The 16,212-nt window shown below is 47.3% G+C and carries 17 protein-coding genes; all 17 read left to right on the top strand.

What is annotated here, in order from left to right; translation table 11 throughout:
* Window positions 1–122: 122 nt before the first annotated feature.
* Entirely contained in the window at window positions 123–1,238 is a 1,116-nt protein-coding gene (dnaN, locus tag LZG75_RS01355) for a DNA polymerase III subunit beta (protein WP_233934837.1), read from the top strand.
* A gap of 11 nt (window positions 1,239–1,249) precedes the next feature.
* Window positions 1,250–3,748: a DNA topoisomerase (ATP-hydrolyzing) subunit B gene (gyrB, locus tag LZG75_RS01360; protein WP_233934838.1), complete on the top strand. Its 2,499-nt coding sequence runs from the start codon at window positions 1,250–1,252 to the stop codon at window positions 3,746–3,748.
* 3 nt (window positions 3,749–3,751) lie between these two features.
* Window positions 3,752–4,246 (top strand): SET domain-containing protein, encoded by a 495-nt coding sequence (locus LZG75_RS01365; protein WP_233923336.1) that lies wholly within the window; start codon window positions 3,752–3,754, stop codon window positions 4,244–4,246.
* A gap of 15 nt (window positions 4,247–4,261) precedes the next feature.
* On the top strand, window positions 4,262–4,477 hold the full coding sequence (locus tag LZG75_RS01370) for a DUF3717 domain-containing protein (RefSeq protein WP_233923335.1): 216 nt from the start codon (window positions 4,262–4,264) through the stop codon (window positions 4,475–4,477).
* 100 nt (window positions 4,478–4,577) lie between these two features.
* Window positions 4,578–5,345 (top strand): ABC transporter ATP-binding protein, encoded by a 768-nt coding sequence (locus LZG75_RS01375; RefSeq protein WP_233923334.1) that lies wholly within the window; start codon window positions 4,578–4,580, stop codon window positions 5,343–5,345.
* On the top strand, window positions 5,342–6,046 hold the full coding sequence (locus LZG75_RS01380) for an ABC transporter ATP-binding protein (protein WP_233923333.1): 705 nt from the start codon (window positions 5,342–5,344) through the stop codon (window positions 6,044–6,046). Before LZG75_RS01375 ends, LZG75_RS01380 begins: the two co-directional genes overlap by 4 nt.
* A gap of 29 nt (window positions 6,047–6,075) precedes the next feature.
* Entirely contained in the window at window positions 6,076–7,272 is a 1,197-nt protein-coding gene (locus tag LZG75_RS01385) for an ABC transporter substrate-binding protein (protein WP_233923332.1), read from the top strand.
* 3 nt (window positions 7,273–7,275) lie between these two features.
* Entirely contained in the window at window positions 7,276–8,160 is an 885-nt protein-coding gene (locus LZG75_RS01390; protein ID WP_233923331.1) for a branched-chain amino acid ABC transporter permease, read from the top strand.
* Between the two features lie 10 nt (window positions 8,161–8,170).
* Window positions 8,171–9,130 (top strand): branched-chain amino acid ABC transporter permease, encoded by a 960-nt coding sequence (locus LZG75_RS01395; protein WP_233934839.1) that lies wholly within the window; start codon window positions 8,171–8,173, stop codon window positions 9,128–9,130.
* Between the two features lie 52 nt (window positions 9,131–9,182).
* Entirely contained in the window at window positions 9,183–9,932 is a 750-nt protein-coding gene (locus LZG75_RS01400) for a TSUP family transporter (protein ID WP_233935726.1), read from the top strand.
* Window positions 9,933–10,062: 130 nt separating this feature from the next.
* Window positions 10,063–11,982 (top strand): tRNA uridine-5-carboxymethylaminomethyl(34) synthesis enzyme MnmG, encoded by a 1,920-nt coding sequence (mnmG, locus tag LZG75_RS01405; RefSeq protein WP_233923329.1) that lies wholly within the window; start codon window positions 10,063–10,065, stop codon window positions 11,980–11,982.
* Between the two features lie 13 nt (window positions 11,983–11,995).
* Complete coding sequence (gene rsmG / locus LZG75_RS01410) at window positions 11,996–12,670, top strand: 16S rRNA (guanine(527)-N(7))-methyltransferase RsmG (RefSeq protein ID WP_233923328.1); 675 nt, start codon at window positions 11,996–11,998, stop codon at window positions 12,668–12,670.
* Between the two features lie 24 nt (window positions 12,671–12,694).
* Window positions 12,695–13,501, top strand: coding sequence for a ParA family protein (locus LZG75_RS01415; protein ID WP_233923327.1), 807 nt, complete (start codon window positions 12,695–12,697; stop codon window positions 13,499–13,501).
* Window positions 13,498–14,394: a ParB/RepB/Spo0J family partition protein gene (locus LZG75_RS01420; RefSeq protein ID WP_233923326.1), complete on the top strand. Its 897-nt coding sequence runs from the start codon at window positions 13,498–13,500 to the stop codon at window positions 14,392–14,394. The genes LZG75_RS01415 and LZG75_RS01420 overlap by 4 nt, the downstream gene beginning before the upstream one ends.
* Before the next feature lie 60 nt (window positions 14,395–14,454).
* Window positions 14,455–14,970, top strand: coding sequence for an ATP synthase subunit I (locus tag LZG75_RS01425; RefSeq protein ID WP_233923325.1), 516 nt, complete (start codon window positions 14,455–14,457; stop codon window positions 14,968–14,970).
* 23 nt (window positions 14,971–14,993) lie between these two features.
* Window positions 14,994–15,884: a F0F1 ATP synthase subunit A gene (atpB, locus tag LZG75_RS01430; RefSeq protein WP_233923324.1), complete on the top strand. Its 891-nt coding sequence runs from the start codon at window positions 14,994–14,996 to the stop codon at window positions 15,882–15,884.
* Between the two features lie 39 nt (window positions 15,885–15,923).
* Window positions 15,924–16,190 carry a F0F1 ATP synthase subunit C gene (gene atpE / locus LZG75_RS01435; protein WP_233923323.1) on the top strand — a complete coding sequence of 89 codons (267 nt, stop codon included), beginning with the start codon at window positions 15,924–15,926 and terminating at the stop codon, window positions 16,188–16,190.
* Window positions 16,191–16,212: the final 22 nt, after the last annotated feature.

The following is a 16,212-nucleotide window of genomic DNA, read 5'->3' on the forward strand; positions in this document are numbered from 1 at the left end:
GAACTTATCCACAGCTTTTTGTGATTGTAAATTGTTGTTTTAAAATACCTATTTGAGTTATCCCCTGTTTTGGCCGCCCTTATTACTACTACTATAAAGATATATACAAGGACTTAAAAGCAATGCAACTGGTTAATACATCTCGTGATAATTTATTAAAGCCTTTACAGGTCGTTAGTGGCATTGTTGAGCGTCGCCATACTTTGCCTATTTTGGCAAACCTGTTATTTAAAAAATCGGGCGAGCAAGTCGCCTTCGTCTCGACCGACATTGAAATTCAAATTACCACCACGGCAAATTTTGGAGTTGGTGCTGAAGACGTAATCACGACTGTTGCTGCAAGAAAGTTGTTAGATATTTTGCGTTCATTGCCCGAAGGGCCGGTTGCGCTGAGCTTAAAAGAGGGACGCATGGTGGTGCAAAGTGGGCGCAGCCGCTTTACTTTACAAACGCTGTCGGCCTCTGAGTTTCCGGTAATGCAAAGCGTAGGAGAGACAACAGCATCTTGGAACATGCCCCAAAAAGATTTTCGTCAACTAATTAGCCAAGTGCACTTTGCTATGGCACAGCAAGATATTCGCTACTATCTAAATGGCATGCTGTTGGTGGTAGAGGGTAAGCAAGTTATTGCGGTGGCAACTGACGGCCATCGTTTGGCGTTTAGTCAAATTGAGCTTGCAAGCCCGCCAAGCGGAAACGGCGAAAGACAAGAAATTATCATTCCTAGAAAAACCATTCTTGAGTGTCAGCACCTGCTTGAAGAGTCAGACGCGCCATTGCAAATTAGTTTGACCAGCAACCAGGTGAAATTTAATTTTGGTGAGATCGAATTAATTTCTAAATTAGTTGAGGGCAAGTTTCCCGACTTTCAGCGGGTCATTCCAAAAGGACAAAAAAACACCTTATCCATGAAACGCGAAGAGTTGCAGGCAGCCCTGCAGCGCGCCGCCATCTTAACCACTGAAAAATTTAAAGGGGTGCGCTTCTCTTTGAGCCCAGATCGCATTACGATTCAATCTACCAACGCCGAGCAGGAAGAGGCACAGGAAGAGATTGAAACGCAATATAATGGGGACGCGATTGAAATTGGCTTTAATGTTGGTTACTTGCTCGATGTGCTGGCCAACCTAAAGCACGAAACATTACAAATAAGCCTTGGTGATGCCAATAGTAGCGCCGTCATAACCCTTCCAGGATCCGAGTCCTTTAAGTATGTTGTGATGCCAATGCGAATTTAAATTAGAAAAAAATGACTGAAGAAATTAAAGTAGTTGAGCAGTATGGTGCGTCATCAATTCAAATTCTCGAGGGCCTTGATGCGGTACGAAAGCGTCCCGGCATGTATATTGGCGACACCTCGGATGGTACGGGCTTGCATCATTTGGTATTTGAGGTTTTAGATAACTCGATCGATGAGGCTTTGGCTGGGTATTGCACAGAAATTACCGTAGTGATTCAAACCGACAACTCCTTATCCATTGTTGATAATGGCCGCGGCGTGCCCACTGGAATTAAGTACGACGACAAGAATGATCCCAAGCGCAGCGCCGCAGAAATTGTCATGACCGAGCTCCACGCTGGTGGCAAGTTTGACCAAAATAGCTACAAGGTTTCAGGTGGACTACATGGCGTAGGGGTGAGTTGCGTTAATGCGCTATCTAAATGGTTAAAGCTCACCATTCGACGGGACGGCAAGTCGCACTATATGGAGTTTGCGCGCGGCGTGATTCAAAACCCAAACATTCAAATGGAAAATGGCGTGGCCATTTCGCCCATCACCGTCACTGGTGAAACGGAAATGTCGGGCACCGAGGTGCATTTTTTGGCCGACGAAACCATTTTCGGCAAGGTTGAATATCACTATGAAATTTTGGTGAAGCGCATTCGCGAACTTTCCTTTTTAAATAACGGGGTGCACATTCGGCTAATTGATCAGCGCAGCGGCCAAGAAGAAGACTTCGCTTTTTCTGGCGGGGTGCGTGGGTTCGTTGAATATATTAACCAGACCAAAACCGTGCTCCACCCCAATATTTTTTATGCCGAAGGTATGCGGCCATCCGATCTAGGTGGTCAAATTACGGCAGAAGTATCTATGCAGTGGAATGATAGCTTCAGTGAGCAGGTCCTCTGTTTTACCAATAACATCCCTCAGCGCGATGGAGGAACCCACCTAACCGGTCTTCGCGCCGCAATGACGCGGGTGATTAACAAATATATCGACGAGCACGAAATTGCTAAAAAAGCCAAGGTTGAAATTTCGGGCGATGATATGCGTGAGGGCCTCACATGTATTTTGTCGGTAAAGGTTCCCGAGCCCAAATTTTCTAGTCAAACTAAAGATAAGTTGGTTTCAAGCGAGGTGCGCGGCCCGATAGAAGAAATTGTGGCCGAGGCTTTAAGTGCCTATCTACAAGAGCGCCCACAAGACGCAAAAATATTGTGTGGAAAAATTGTTGATGCGGCGCGGGCTCGTGAGGCCGCTCGCAAGGCTCGCGACATGACGCGCCGTAAGGGCGTGCTCGATGGCCTTGGTTTGCCCGGAAAGCTAGCCGACTGCCAAGAAAAAGACCCCGAAAAATCTGAATTATTTATTGTCGAGGGCGACTCAGCGGGCGGCTCTGCCAAGCAGGGGCGCGATCGTCGCTTTCAGGCCATTTTGCCACTCAAGGGAAAAATATTGAACGTTGAAAAGGCGCGCTTTGACAAGATGTTAGCGAGCCAAGAGGTTGTTACCTTAATCACCGTATTGGGCACCGGCATTGGCGCGGAAGAATATAAGGCCGATAAGTTGCGCTATCACCGCATCATTATCATGACCGACGCAGACGTTGATGGCAGCCACATTCGAACCTTATTACTTACCTTCTTTTACCGGCAAATGCCAGAGCTAATTGAGCGGGGCCACATTTATATTGCCCAGCCCCCCTTATATAAAGTGAAGTTTGGGAAAAACGAGCAATACATTAAAGATGATGTTGAATTAAATCAGCTTCTCTTAAAAATAGCGCTTGAGTCTGCGTCGATTGAAACTCCCGATGGCGAGCTTATTTCTGGTGACGGTTTGGTCGACCTAGCAAAGAACTATCAAGTGATTCAGTCGGTGGTCGATCGTCTTTCGCGCACAATTGATGAAGACGCGTTGCGGGCCATTGCTGCTGGTGTCCCGCTGAATTTAGATACCGAGGCACAGGCCAATGACTCCGCAAAGCGCTTGCTTAGCGCTCTATCGGAAGGCTTAAACCCCTTGGTTTTGCCGCCCGAAATTACGGTTCAAAAAGAAGATCGCACTGAGCGCTTTAGGTTGTTATTGTCCAGACGCATTCACGGGAACTTAAAACTGTCAGCAATCAATTCCGATTTTGTCCATGGCAACGATTATCAAAGTTTGACCAGTGCCGCCCAAGCGCTTGCCGGTAAGGTGTTGCCAGGCTCTCGCGTACGTCGAGGCGATCCTGAAAAAAATCAAAAAGAGCAGGTTGTGCAAAACTTTCGTGCCGCCTTTGCTTGGTTACTGGCAGAGGCCGAGCGCACCGTGAGCCGGCAGCGTTACAAGGGCTTGGGTGAAATGAACCCCCAACAGCTGTGGGAAACAACAATGGACACAGCAACGCGACGATTGTTAAGGGTACAAATTGAAGACGCCATCATGGCCGATCAAGTATTTACAACCCTCATGGGCGATGAGGTTGATCCACGCCGTGCGTTTATCGAAAAGAATGCGTTGATTGCTCGCAATCTTGACGTTTAACAGATGGCAAAGAAGAATCTTCAACTACCTAAGGTAGACCGCTCACGCATAGTGGTTAAGTCTTCGGCCATTCATGGCAAAGGTGTTTTTGTTGCTAAGCCAATTAAAAAAGGGACGCCAATCATTGAGTACAAGGGCAAGCGCATCTCGTGGAAAGAGGCGGAGCGTATCCATCCCCATGATCCAAAACAACCTAATCACACATTTTATTTTTCTTTGGACGATGGCAGGGTAATCGATGCCAACCAGGGGGGCAATGCAGCACGCTGGATTAATCACTCCTGTAAACCCAACTGCGAAACTGAGGAAGAGCTCTATGGTGGCAAGGCGCGCGTATTTATTTTGGCGAAGCGTAATTTAAAGGTTGGTCAAGAATTGTTTTACGACTATTCGTTGGATGTGGAGGGGCGCATAACGAAGGCCATGAAGCGCGATTACGCTTGCCGTTGTGGGGCAAAAAAGTGTCGTGGCTCGATGCTTGCTGTGTCAGCCAAATAAACCTAGGCAATAACCGTGTTTGTCACAATTCAAGAGTTGGAGGCGGCGATCAATTTTTGGCGTCAGCGAACGCCGCCGGTAGGCGATGAGCAAGCCCTTTCTGCCGAGGTTAGCGCCTTAGCAAAGCCGTATGCAATTTTAATTATGCAAGGCGCACAGCGGATGCCGCTCGACCTGATGGGCGCCTCAGCGCAGCTGGCCATTAAGCAATATCAGACTGAAATTTCCTAGCTTAGGGCCTATTCTCAGCCTCTTCGGGGTTATCCCTATGCAATGCTGCGCGATCCTGGGTTATCCTCAAATGCTTATCTGCGCAAGCAATTGAGGCTTTGTGGACCATAACGACATTATTTTAAAAACAGTAAATTTAGGGAAGGCCTTTAAAGGGTTTGCGGCGGTTAGCGACGTTAATCTTCAGGTTGCGCGCGGCGGTATTCATGCCCTAATTGGCCCCAATGGTGCTGGCAAAACCACTTGCTTCAATTTATTAACGAAATTTTTGGAGCCTAGTACGGGCCATATTTACCTGAATGGCACCGACATCACCAAAGAGCGGCCGGCGCAAATTGCTCGTCGAGGCGTAATTCGTTCGTTTCAAATATCGGCCGTATTCCCCCATCTTAGCGTTTTAGAAAATGTGCGCATTGCTTTGCAGCGCCAGCTTGGTAGCGAGTTTCATTTTTGGAAATCACCCAGCTCATTAAATATTTTGAATGCGAGGGCCATGGAGTTGTTGCAGGAAGTGGGCTTGGCGGAAATGGCAGATGAGCAAACAGTCAATCTACCCTATGGCAGAAAGCGCGCCCTTGAAATTGCGACGACCTTGGCGATGGAGCCAGAACTGATGCTGCTAGATGAGCCTACGCAAGGCATGGGTCATGAGGATGTGGCTCGAGTTACAGAGTTGATTAAGCGAGTTGCGCTGGGGCGCACGGTGTTGATGGTGGAGCACAACATGAAAGTGGTTTCGGCAATTGCTGACCAAATTACAGTTTTGCAAAGGGGCTCGATCTTGGCCGAGGGGCCCTATAGCGAGGTTTCTAAAAATCCCCTCGTGATTGAGGCCTACACCGGCAGCGAGCCTGAGGCAGAGGTATGAGCGCGGCGGCCTTAAATGTAAAGCAACTTGAAGCGTGGTATGGCGAGTCGCATATTTTGCACGGCATCGATTTTCGTGTTGCTGACGGCGAAGTTGTTACTCTACTTGGTCGAAATGGCGCTGGCCGCTCCACTATTCTTAAGGCTATTTTGGGATTAACGGGTAAGCGCACTGGATCAATTGAGGTAAATGGCAAACAAACCATTGGCATGCAAACCTTTCAAGTGGCGCACCTTGGTATTGGATATTGTCCCGAAGAGCGCGGTATTTTTTCAAGCTTAACGGCCGAAGAAAATCTACTCTTACCCCCAGAGGTCATGCAGGGCGGTATGACCTTGGATACGATTTACGACATGTTTCCAAATTTGTATGAGCGAAGGTCAAGCCCGGGCGCCCGCTTGTCGGGTGGTGAGCAGCAAATGCTAGCAATTGCCCGCATCTTACGCACGGGCGCTAAATTACTTTTGCTGGATGAAATTACCGAGGGCTTAGCCCCAGTCATTGTGCAGAAGTTGGGCGAAGTAGTTACCAAACTTCGTAATAGTGGTTTTACGATTGTCTTGGTTGAGCAAAATTTTCGTTTTGCTGCGAAGTTGGCAGATCGACACTATGTCATTGAAAGCGGACATGTAGTCGAAGTGGTGCAACGTTCAGAATTGGCTGCTAAGGCTGAATTGCTGAACGGGTATTTGGGGGTTTGATGGGGTCAATATTTACTAAAGGAAAAAAAATGAAACAGACATTAATTTCAAGTGCCGTGGCAGTGCTGATGGCAGCCTCTGGTTTTGCGCAGGCCGCCGATCCGGCGCCAGTCAAAATTGGTTTTATTACCGATATGTCCGGGCTCTACGCCGATATTGACGGCGATGGTGGCCTCGAAGCGATCAAAATGGCCATTGCCGATTTTGGCGGCACAGTGTTGGGCCGCAAGATCGAAGTGATCTCTGCAGATCATCAAAATAAGGCTGATATTGCAGCGTCAAAAGCGCGTGAGTGGGTTGATCGTGATGGCGTAACCGTGCTTTTCGGCGGCACAAACTCAGGTACAGCGCTAGCAACGGCCAAGGTTGCTTCGGAAAAGAAGCGTATTTATATTAATAATGGCGCAGGTTCATCGGCACTTACTAACGAACAATGCAGCCCCTATACTGTGCATTACACCTATGACACCATTGCAATGGCTAATGGCACAGGCAAGGGCATGATTGGCAAGGGTGGAAAAACCTGGTTTTTCTTAACCGCAGACTATGCTTTTGGTTACGCACTTGAAAAAGATGCAGCCGCAGTAGTTGTAGCAGATGGCGGTAAGGTGCTGGGTAATGTACGACACCCCTTAAGCGCTAGCGATTTTTCATCTTATCTCCTACAGGCGCAAAACTCCAAGGCACAGGTTTTAGGCTTGGCGAATGCGGGTGGCGACACGATCAACTCAGTAAAAGCAGCTAATGAATTTGGTATTACCAAGACCATGAAGATTGCCGGCCTATTGGTCTTCATTTCTGATGTCCATAGCATGGGCTTAAAAAGTGCCCAAGGCCTTTATGCAACTGAAGCATGGTATTGGGATCAAAACGAAGAGACCCGTAAGTTTGGTAGGCGCTTCTTTGGCAAAATGAAGCGCATGCCCTCGATGGTTCAGGCCGGCAATTACTCATCAACCATGACTTATCTTAATGCGGTAAAGGCAGCAGGTACCGATAACGCTGATAAAGTGATGGAGCAGTTGCGCAAGGTGAAAATTAATGACATGTTTACTAAGGGCGGCTACATTCGCAAAGACGGGACCATGGTGCATACCATGTATTTGTTTGAAGTTAAAACGCCAGCTGAATCAAAGTCTCCTTGGGATTATTACAAGTTGATTTCCACCATTCCTGGTGAGCAGGCGTTTCCCATTGCGTCTTATTCGCAGTGTGCCTTGAAGTAATCCTTGGAAATTTTTGGTCTATCCACTTCAGCCCTGTTAAGCCAACTCCTCTTGGGGTTGGTTAACGGGAGCTTCTATGCCATTTTAAGTTTGGGCCTGGCGGTTATTTTTGGCCTCTTAAATGTCATTAACTTTTCGCACGGCGCGATGTTTATGCTGGGCGCAATTGTGACGTGGATGGCGGGCCAATATTTTGGCTTGAACTATTGGGCGATGTTATTGTTGGCGCCGCTAGTCGTTGGCGCGATTGGCGTGGTGATTGAACGGCTTTTATTGCGGCACCTGTATCAGTTGGATCATTTGTATGGGCTCTTATTGACTTTTGGTTTGACGCTTTTTATTGAGGGCATCTTGCGCTCAATTTACGGTTCTTCAGGTCTGCCATACTCAACCCCTGAATTACTTACTGGTGCGACTGATTTAGGCTTTATGATGCTGCCAAACTACCGCGCATGGGTTGTGTTTGCATCGCTCTCGGTGTGCTTTGTAACGTGGTATGTCATCGAAAAAACGAAACTGGGCTCTTACTTACGGGCTGGAACCGAGAATCCAAAATTAGTTCAGGCGTTTGGAATTAATTTTCCGCTAATGATGACCTTAACTTACGCCTTCGGGGTTGGCTTAGCAGCATTTTCGGGCGTGCTTGCCGCGCCCATTATTCAAATTTCTCCGCTGATGGGCTCAAATTTAATTATTGTGGTATTTGCGGTTGTTGTTATTGGCGGCATGGGTTCAATTTTGGGTTCAATTTTGACGGGCCTAGGGCTTGGTTTAATCGAGGGGCTTACTAAAGTTTTTTATCCCGAGGCCTCAAACACCGTGGTGTTTGCAATTATGGCGATTGTTTTGTTATTCCGACCTGCTGGTTTATTTGGACGGGAAAAATAACATGTTCTCGATGAAATCGTTTAAATCGATTTTTTATCTGCTTCTGCTTTCGATCGGCATACTTGCGCCGTGGTTTTTTTATCCGATCTTTTTAATGAAGATTTTATGTTTTGCTTTGTTTGCTGCGGCATTTAATTTGTTATTGGGTTACACCGGCCTGCTCTCGTTTGGCCATGCAACTTTTTTTGGCGGCGGCGGCTATGCCTTGGGATTTTTCATGCGCAATGCCGGACTTTCGCCGGAGCTCGGAATTATTTTAGGAACTACTTTCGCAGCTTGTTTAGGCGCAGCAATGGGTGGTTTGGCAATTCGTCGACAGGGAATTTATTTTTCGATGATTACTTTAGCCTTGGCGCAAATGTTTTATTTCATTTGTTTGCAAGCCCCCATTACCGGTGGTGAAGATGGCTTTCAGGGCATTCCAAGGGGAAGTTTATTTGGCTTGATTGATTTAAGCGATGATCTGACCTTATATTATTTTATTTTAGGTTTGGTGGTATTTGGATTTTTACTAATTGCGCGTATTGTTGCTTCGCCTTTTGGACAGGTCTTAAAAGCGATTAAAGAAAATGAGCCGCGTGCAATTTCTTTGGGCTACGACGTGAATCAATTTAAGTTTTTAGTCTTCCTTTTATCTGCCGCCCTAGCGGGCTTAGCAGGCAGTGCGCAGGCTTTGGTGCTTGGCTTCGAAACGCTTAGTGATGTGCATTGGTCGATGTCTGGTCTAGTTATTTTAATGACCTTAGTTGGTGGCGTTGGCACCTTGATCGGCCCCTTAGTGGGCTCACTAGTCATTGTGGTGCTTGAACAGCGAGTCGGTGAGATTGGTAATTTTTTAGCTAAGCTAACTAGCGTACAGTGGTTTAATTCGCTGGGCGAGTCGGTCACCATTGTTACCGGCCTGATTTTTATTTTGTGTGTAATGCTCTTTCGCAAAGGCTTGGTTGGCTATTTTGTAAAACCAAAATAAGTTTTTATTTTTTAAAGAGCGCATCATCGAATTTTCAATTTACTTATGGCCACTGTTATTGGCGCTCGCTTTTTTTGCGGGGCTGGTTGATGCCGTGGCTGGCGGCGGGGGCTTAATTCAATTGCCAGCATTATTTGCCGCCTATCCCGAACTACCCCCAGCTGCGCTGATGTCAACTAATAAAGTAGCCGCCATTGGTGGCACGCTCAATGCAGCGCGGCGCTATTTGCGGCACGTTGATTTACCTTGGGCGATTGTGGGCCCCGCCATTGTGTTTGGTTTTATTGGCGCACTACTTGGTGCTCAGGCGGTGACGGTATTTCCTGCCGAACCCTTGCGAAAGGCGCTGCCATTCGTACTCTTATTTTTATTGTTCTATACCTGGTTTCAACCAGCATTGGGTGGTGCGCACGACCCAGTGGAGAAGAATTTTTTGGTGCAACTCAAGGCGGCTTGCCTGGGCCTAATCATCGGCTTTTATGATGGTTTTTTTGGACCAGGCACGGGCAGCTTTTTATTATTTGGCTTTGTACGTTTTTTTAACTTTGATTTTTTGCATGCTTCAGCAGCAACTAAGCTAGTCAATGTGGCAACGAATTTGGCGGCAATTGGCTTATTTGCTAGCTTGGGCTACATTAATTGGCCGCTAGGGCTGGCGATGATGGTGGCAAATATTGCGGGCAGTCAGTATGGCAGTAAGTTAGCCATTCGCCACGGCAGTACCTTTGTGCGCAAAACCTTTTTAATTGTTGTGAGCGCGCTCATTTTAAAATCAGCTTACGACGGCTTTTTTACCAATTAAATCAATAACTTACTGATATAATTAGGACTTAGTCCGAACCAAATTAACTAGAGTTGCATTTGCATGGAACAAATTTGTTTCACGTGAAACAGACAAAATGCTATGATCATCGCCCTATCTTGGTTAATTCATGCGCTATTCCAAAAATTTTGAGGTGATTGTTGTCGGTGGGGGCCATGCTGGCACCGAAGCCGCGCTTGCAGCCGCCAGAATGGGTTGCGATACCCTGCTAATCACCCATAACATTGAAACCTTGGGTGCCATGAGCTGTAACCCCTCAATTGGCGGAATTGGCAAAGGCCATTTGGTGAAAGAAATTGATGCATTGGGCGGCGCGATGGCAGCGGCAACGGATGAGGCGGGGATTCAATTCCGCATTCTTAATTCAAGCAAGGGGCCAGCTGTGCGCGCCACTAGAGCCCAAGGCGACAGGGTCTTGTATCGAGCGGCCATTCGTCGACGCCTAGAAAATCAGCCTAACTTAACCCTATTTCAAGCCGCAGTAGATGATCTTGTAGTTCTGAACAATCAGGTTCAGGGTGTAGTTACGGCCCTTGGCTTAACCTTTTGTGCACCTCGCATTGTATTAACAGCAGGCACCTTTTTGGGCGGTAAAATTCATGTTGGGCTAGATAGTCACGCGGGCGGTCGTGCCGGTGATCCCGCAGCCAATACCCTGTCTCTGCGCCTGAAAGAGCTGCAATTACCTCAGGGGCGGCTTAAAACTGGCACCCCACCGCGAATTGATGGCCGCACCATTGATTTTTCAGTCATGCAAGAGCAGCCTGGTGATCTTGATCCCGTTCCAAGCTTTTCATTTTTGGGTCGTCCAGAACAGCACCCTCCTCAAGTATCCTGCTGGATTACCCATACGAATGAACAAACCCACGACATCATTCGCCGTGGGCTTGATCGTTCACCCATGTATACCGGCGTGATAGAGGGCGTCGGACCACGATACTGCCCGTCAATTGAAGACAAAATCCATCGTTTCAAGTCTAAAAATGCCCATCAAATCTTTTTAGAGCCTGAGGGCTTATCAACCAATGAGTTTTATCCTAATGGCATTTCTACCAGCCTACCCTTTGATATTCAGTGGGATCTGGTAAGAAGTATTCGGGGCATGGAGGCGGCAACGATCTTGCGCCCCGGCTATGCAATCGAGTACGACTTTTTTGATCCACAACACTTGCGTCACACCCTAGAGACAAAAGCCATCACAGGGCTCTATTTTGCTGGCCAAATCAACGGCACAACTGGCTATGAAGAGGCCGCTGCACAGGGTTTGTTGGCAGGCATTAATGCGGCTTTAGCTATTTTGGGCAAAGAGCCGTGGATACCCAAGCGGAGTGAGTCCTATATTGGCGTCTTGGTGGACGACTTAATAACCCGCGGAGTGCAAGAGCCCTACCGGATGTTTACAAGCCGGGCCGAATACCGTCTCAGCTTACGTGAAGATAATGCTGATTTGCGCCTGACAGCTATCGGGCGCCAATTGGGCTTAGTCGACAATGTCCGTTGGGGGTTCTTTTGTGAAAAAGAAGCTGCTGTTTCACGTGAAACATTGCGCCTCAATAGCATTTGGGTTGGTCCCCGGCACGAAAAAGCAGGTGCATTGGCACTTATTTTGGGGCAAGCACTGGCACACGAGTGCTCTTTGGCTGAAATACTCCGGCGCCCTAGCATAGGTTATAGCGAGTTAATGGCAGCCGAAAAAGGTTTTTGGCATCCAGGCGATTTGGCAGACGACCCCATTTTGGACCAGCAAATTAAAGATCAAGTAGAAATTGCCATCAAATATCAAGGTTATATCGATCGACAAAGCGCAGAAATTGCGCGTCATGCCCATTTTGAGGGCCTAAGCTTACCCATAAACTTGGATTACCTCGAAGTTCATGGTTTATCGGCTGAGGCTCAGCAGAAGCTAAACTTTCATAAACCCGCTACGCTTGGCCATGCTGCCCGCATTTCAGGAGTAACCCCTGCCACCATTTCTTTATTGCTCGTGCACCTGAAGAAGGGGCTTGGTAAGGGCACTGTTCTCTTATGAGATTAGGCGCCCAATGAGCCAGCTAGCAGATGGGCTCCAAGATTTAAGCGTGGCTTTATTGCCAGCGGCAGTCGCTGACCTCGAGCTATTTTTGCTAGAGCTTGAGCGCTGGAATCGGGTTCATAACTTAACTGCTATTACTGAAGAAAACGCCTCTATAAGTCTGCATCTCCTTGATTCTATTGCAATTTTACCTGGAATGCTGGTGGCTTTAGAGGCGCAAGCGGGGAGCACATCACAAACCAGTACGCAGCCCTATAGAATTGCCGACCTCGGGTCTGGAGGGGGCCTACCCGCAATTCCTTTGGCCATTGCACGGCCAGACTGGCGTTTTAGCCTAATTGAAAAAGTCCGTAAAAAAACCGCTTTTTTACAGCACCTTAAAGGTCGGCTGCATTTAAATAATGTGGAAATACTAACTATGCGGGTTGAGGATGCGGGCGCGAAATTTGCAGGCGAGTTTGACGCAGTTATTTCGCGGGCTTTTACCAATTTAGCTGATTTTTTGCGCTTAGCCGAACCCTTTTTAAAGCCAACCGGCGTGGTTTTTGCCATGAAAGCAAAACACGTTGAAGCTGAAATTAGCTCGCTCCCTCAAGAACGGTGGCGCTTAGTTGCCGATTTGCCGGTGCATCTACCCAATTGCACAGTCGAACGCCATTTACTCACCTTTACCCAACTGCACTAATCTTTTATAGAGCATTTTTTTACTATGGCTAAAATTTTTTGTGTTGCCAATCAAAAAGGCGGGGTCGGTAAAACTACCACCGCTGTTAATTTAGCAGCGGGCTTGGTGGGTCATCAGCAACGCGTACTATTGGTAGATCTAGACCCGCAAGGTAACGCCACTATGGGTTCCGGTATAGAAAAAAGCGACTTAAGCAAAACAGTCTATCAAGTATTAATTGGTCATGCAGCAGTGCAAGAGGCCGTGCAGCGTTGCCCTAGTGCTGGCTACGACGTATTACCAGCAAACCGTAATTTGGCTGGCGCAGAAATTGAATTGGTCGATCTTGATGAGCGTGAGCTGCGTCTCAAAAATGCTTTGCATAGCGTTGCGCACGACTACGATTTCGTTTTGATTGATTGCCCACCAGCCCTTTCATTGCTTACCTTAAACGGCTTATGCGCAGCGAATGGTGTAATTGTGCCAATGCAATGTGAGTACTTTGCACTAGAGGGTTTATCCGACCTAGTGAATACGATTAAACAAGTGCATGCCAAGTTAAATCCAGACCTCGTCATCATAGGATTGTTGCGAGTGATGTTCGATGCACGGATGACATTACAGCAGCAAGTGTCTGAGCAGTTACTGGCCCATTTTGGCGATAAAGTTTTTAGCTCTATTATTCCGCGCAATGTGCGCTTGGCCGAAGCCCCCTCATACGGTATGCCCGGAGTCACCTTTGATAAGGCTTCCCGTGGTGCCCAGGCATATTTGGAGTTTGGTGCCGAAATGATTCAGCGGGTGCAGACAATGAACATAATGCAGGGCAATTCAGCAGAGGTGAAACCATGAGCGTTGCTAAGAAAAAAGGCTTAGGCCGAGGGCTTGATGCCCTTTTGGGCGAAACAAATCAGTCTGAGGTAGCAGGATCAAGCATTGCCTCCTTACCACTTACCGCTTTGCAGGCCGGCAAGTATCAACCTCGTCAACAGATTAAGTCAGAGGGTTTGCAAGAGTTGGCTGAGAGCATTCGTGAGCAGGGCATTATGCAACCGCTATTGGTGCGTGAGGTGGCTCCAGGCAAATATGAAATTATTGCCGGCGAACGACGCTTTCGCGCGGCCCAATTGGCTGGCTTATCCGCTGTGCCGGTATTAATTAGCATGGCGAACGATCGCTCTGCAGCGGCAATGGCATTAATCGAGAACATGCAGCGTGAAGATTTAAACCCCCTTGAAGAGTCTCAGGGCTTGGCGCGCCTCATTGCAGAGTTTGGTTTTACCCATGAGGCTGCTGCCAAGGCAGTTGGCAAATCGCGTAGCGCCATTAGCAACTTATTGCGTCTCTCTCAACTAGCCAAGCCGGTGCAAGCCATGCTCATGGCTGGTGAGCTCGATATGGGTCACGCACGCGCCCTCTTGCCGTTACCCGGCGCAAGCCAAATTATTTTGGCGCAACGCATTGTGGCTCAAGGCTTGTCAGTTCGCGAGGCAGAAAAAATGGCAAGCGCAGCCACTATTGCTATGGGTCAAATTGGGCAGAGTAAAAAATCGTTGGTAAATTCCGCCTCAGCTGCGGCCAATAAAGATCCTGATTTACGCCGTTTAGCCCAAGAGATAGCTGATCTAATCGGCTTAGCAGCACAATTTAAAATAAAAAGTAAGGGCGGCGAGCTCTGTATTCGTTTTAGCCAATTTGATGAGTTAGATGCCTTACTAAAAAAGTTGGGTATTGCGCATGTGTAGAAAAAATACCCGGCAAAAAGTTCAAAATCAATTGACCAATCATGTTGGTAACACTAAAATATGCGGGCTAAATTGATTACCCAAAAAAATCAATTTCCGCCGAAGTGTCAATGGGAAGAGCCCGAAGAGGCCTTTCGGACCTACAGCAAAGCAGAAATGAGCGCCTTACGGGCTGCACAGCCCGCGCAATTTTTTGCCTTGTCGTCTTGGCGAATAATTTTGGGTCAGGTGGTAGTAACACTGCTTAGCGCGGTTATTTGTAGTTTTTTTGGGAGCCCGTTGGGTATAAACCTTTATACTCAGTCGGCTTTGGTGGGTGGCTTAATTGGGTTTTTACCAGCGAGTGTCTTTTTATTGCGGCTGCAAATCGCGAGTAATTCCACCAAGCCTAGCGCAGGGCAGTTTTTGGCGGCGGTGATTTCTGGCGAGTTAATTAAGATCACTTTAACTTTAGCCTTGTTTGTGGGGTTTGCGGTCAAGCAGCCAGATTTAAAATGGTTGCCGTTGTTGCTGACTTATTTTTTAACCTTGAAGTGCTATTGGTTTATGTGGCGCTTCAAGCAGGTAGCAAAATGATTGAAACAGGGAATTGTTGATAGATGTCTAGCGAAGCAAATCTGGCAAATGGAGTCGCATCGCACGGTGCAACTGAAGCCATTACGCCCACCTCATATATTGCTGAGCATTTGCAAAACCTCAATAATATCGGCGGCAAACAAGCTTCAATTATTGACTTTAGCGTTATTAATTTAGATACCGTTTTTTGGACCTCGTTAATGGGCGTCTTAGCGGTTGTCTTGTTGTTAATCGCTGCGCGGCGTGCAAGCCCCGGAGTTCCAGGGCGCTTCCAAGCATTGGTGGAAATGCTGGTTGAAATGGTCGAAACCCAATCCAAAAGCATTATTCATGGGAACCGCACTTACATTGCCCCGCTCGCCCTATTCGTGTTCTGTTGGATCATTTTGCTAAACACCCTTGACCTTATCCCGGTTGACTGGATTGTCGGCGTGAATCAGTTCGTTGGAAGTTTTGGCCTGCATGTGCCCCATCACAAAATTGTGCCGACTACCGATCTCAACGCCACTCTCGGACTATCCTTTTCAGTGCTCTTGTTAGTGCTTTTTTATAGTTTCAAAATTAAGGGCGTTGGCGGTTTTATGCATGAATTAATTTCTGCGCCATTTGGGGCTAAATGGTATTTGGCGCCAATTAATCTAGCATTAAATTTAATTGAGTATGTAGCTAAGGGCGTCTCCTTAGGTATGCGACTTTTTGGCAACATGTATGCAGGCGAATTAATTTTCTTGCTCATTGCGCTTCTGGGTAGCATTTGGACCTTTAGTCTGGACATGACGATGTTTGGATTTGTCGGTAACGTCATAGCCGGATCAGCGTGGGCGATATTTCACATACTTGTTATTTTATTGCAAGCGTTTATTTTCATGATGCTGACTTTGGTCTACATTGGCCAAGCGCATAGTCACCATTAATTTTTTCAACCTCACCCCTTTTAATACTTAGGAGTTAACATGCAAGCATTTTTAGCCAACATCCAGGGACTGACAGCCGTCGGTATCGGTCTTATCATTGGTTTGGGCGCCTTAGGAGCCTGTTTGGGCATTGGCCTTATGGGCGGAAAATTTATTGAAGGTGCAGCCCGTCAACCTGAGTTGATGAACGAACTGCAAACCAAAATGTTCCTTTTGGCTGGTTTAATCGACGCAGCGTTTTTGATCGGCGTTGGTGTGGCAATGTTGTTTGCCTTTGCAAACCCACTGCTTGCCGTCATCAAGTAATTGTTGCGGTTTAGATGACTAA

Source organism: Polynucleobacter sp. IMCC30063 (assembly GCF_021395235.1).
Lineage (GTDB): Bacteria > Pseudomonadota > Gammaproteobacteria > Burkholderiales > Burkholderiaceae > Polynucleobacter.

What these genes read in the sequence shown, in the direction of transcription:
- dnaN (WP_233934837.1), top strand. Translation starts at nt 123, where the DNA reads ATGCAACTGGTTAATACATCTCGTGATAATTTATTAAAGCCTTTACAG.
- gyrB (WP_233934838.1), top strand. Translation starts at nt 1,250, where the DNA reads ATGACTGAAGAAATTAAAGTAGTTGAGCAGTATGGTGCGTCATCAATT.
- LZG75_RS01365 (WP_233923336.1), top strand. Translation starts at nt 3,752, where the DNA reads ATGGCAAAGAAGAATCTTCAACTACCTAAGGTAGACCGCTCACGCATA.
- LZG75_RS01380 (WP_233923333.1), top strand. Translation starts at nt 5,342, where the DNA reads ATGAGCGCGGCGGCCTTAAATGTAAAGCAACTTGAAGCGTGGTATGGC.
- LZG75_RS01385 (WP_233923332.1), top strand. Translation starts at nt 6,076, where the DNA reads ATGAAACAGACATTAATTTCAAGTGCCGTGGCAGTGCTGATGGCAGCC.
- LZG75_RS01395 (WP_233934839.1), top strand. Translation starts at nt 8,171, where the DNA reads ATGAAATCGTTTAAATCGATTTTTTATCTGCTTCTGCTTTCGATCGGC.
- mnmG (WP_233923329.1), top strand. Translation starts at nt 10,063, where the DNA reads ATGCGCTATTCCAAAAATTTTGAGGTGATTGTTGTCGGTGGGGGCCAT.
- rsmG (WP_233923328.1), top strand. Translation starts at nt 11,996, where the DNA reads ATGAGCCAGCTAGCAGATGGGCTCCAAGATTTAAGCGTGGCTTTATTG.
- LZG75_RS01415 (WP_233923327.1), top strand. Translation starts at nt 12,695, where the DNA reads ATGGCTAAAATTTTTTGTGTTGCCAATCAAAAAGGCGGGGTCGGTAAA.
- LZG75_RS01420 (WP_233923326.1), top strand. Translation starts at nt 13,498, where the DNA reads ATGAGCGTTGCTAAGAAAAAAGGCTTAGGCCGAGGGCTTGATGCCCTT.
- LZG75_RS01425 (WP_233923325.1), top strand. Translation starts at nt 14,455, where the DNA reads ATGCGGGCTAAATTGATTACCCAAAAAAATCAATTTCCGCCGAAGTGT.
- atpB (WP_233923324.1), top strand. Translation starts at nt 14,994, where the DNA reads ATGTCTAGCGAAGCAAATCTGGCAAATGGAGTCGCATCGCACGGTGCA.
- atpE (WP_233923323.1), top strand. Translation starts at nt 15,924, where the DNA reads ATGCAAGCATTTTTAGCCAACATCCAGGGACTGACAGCCGTCGGTATC.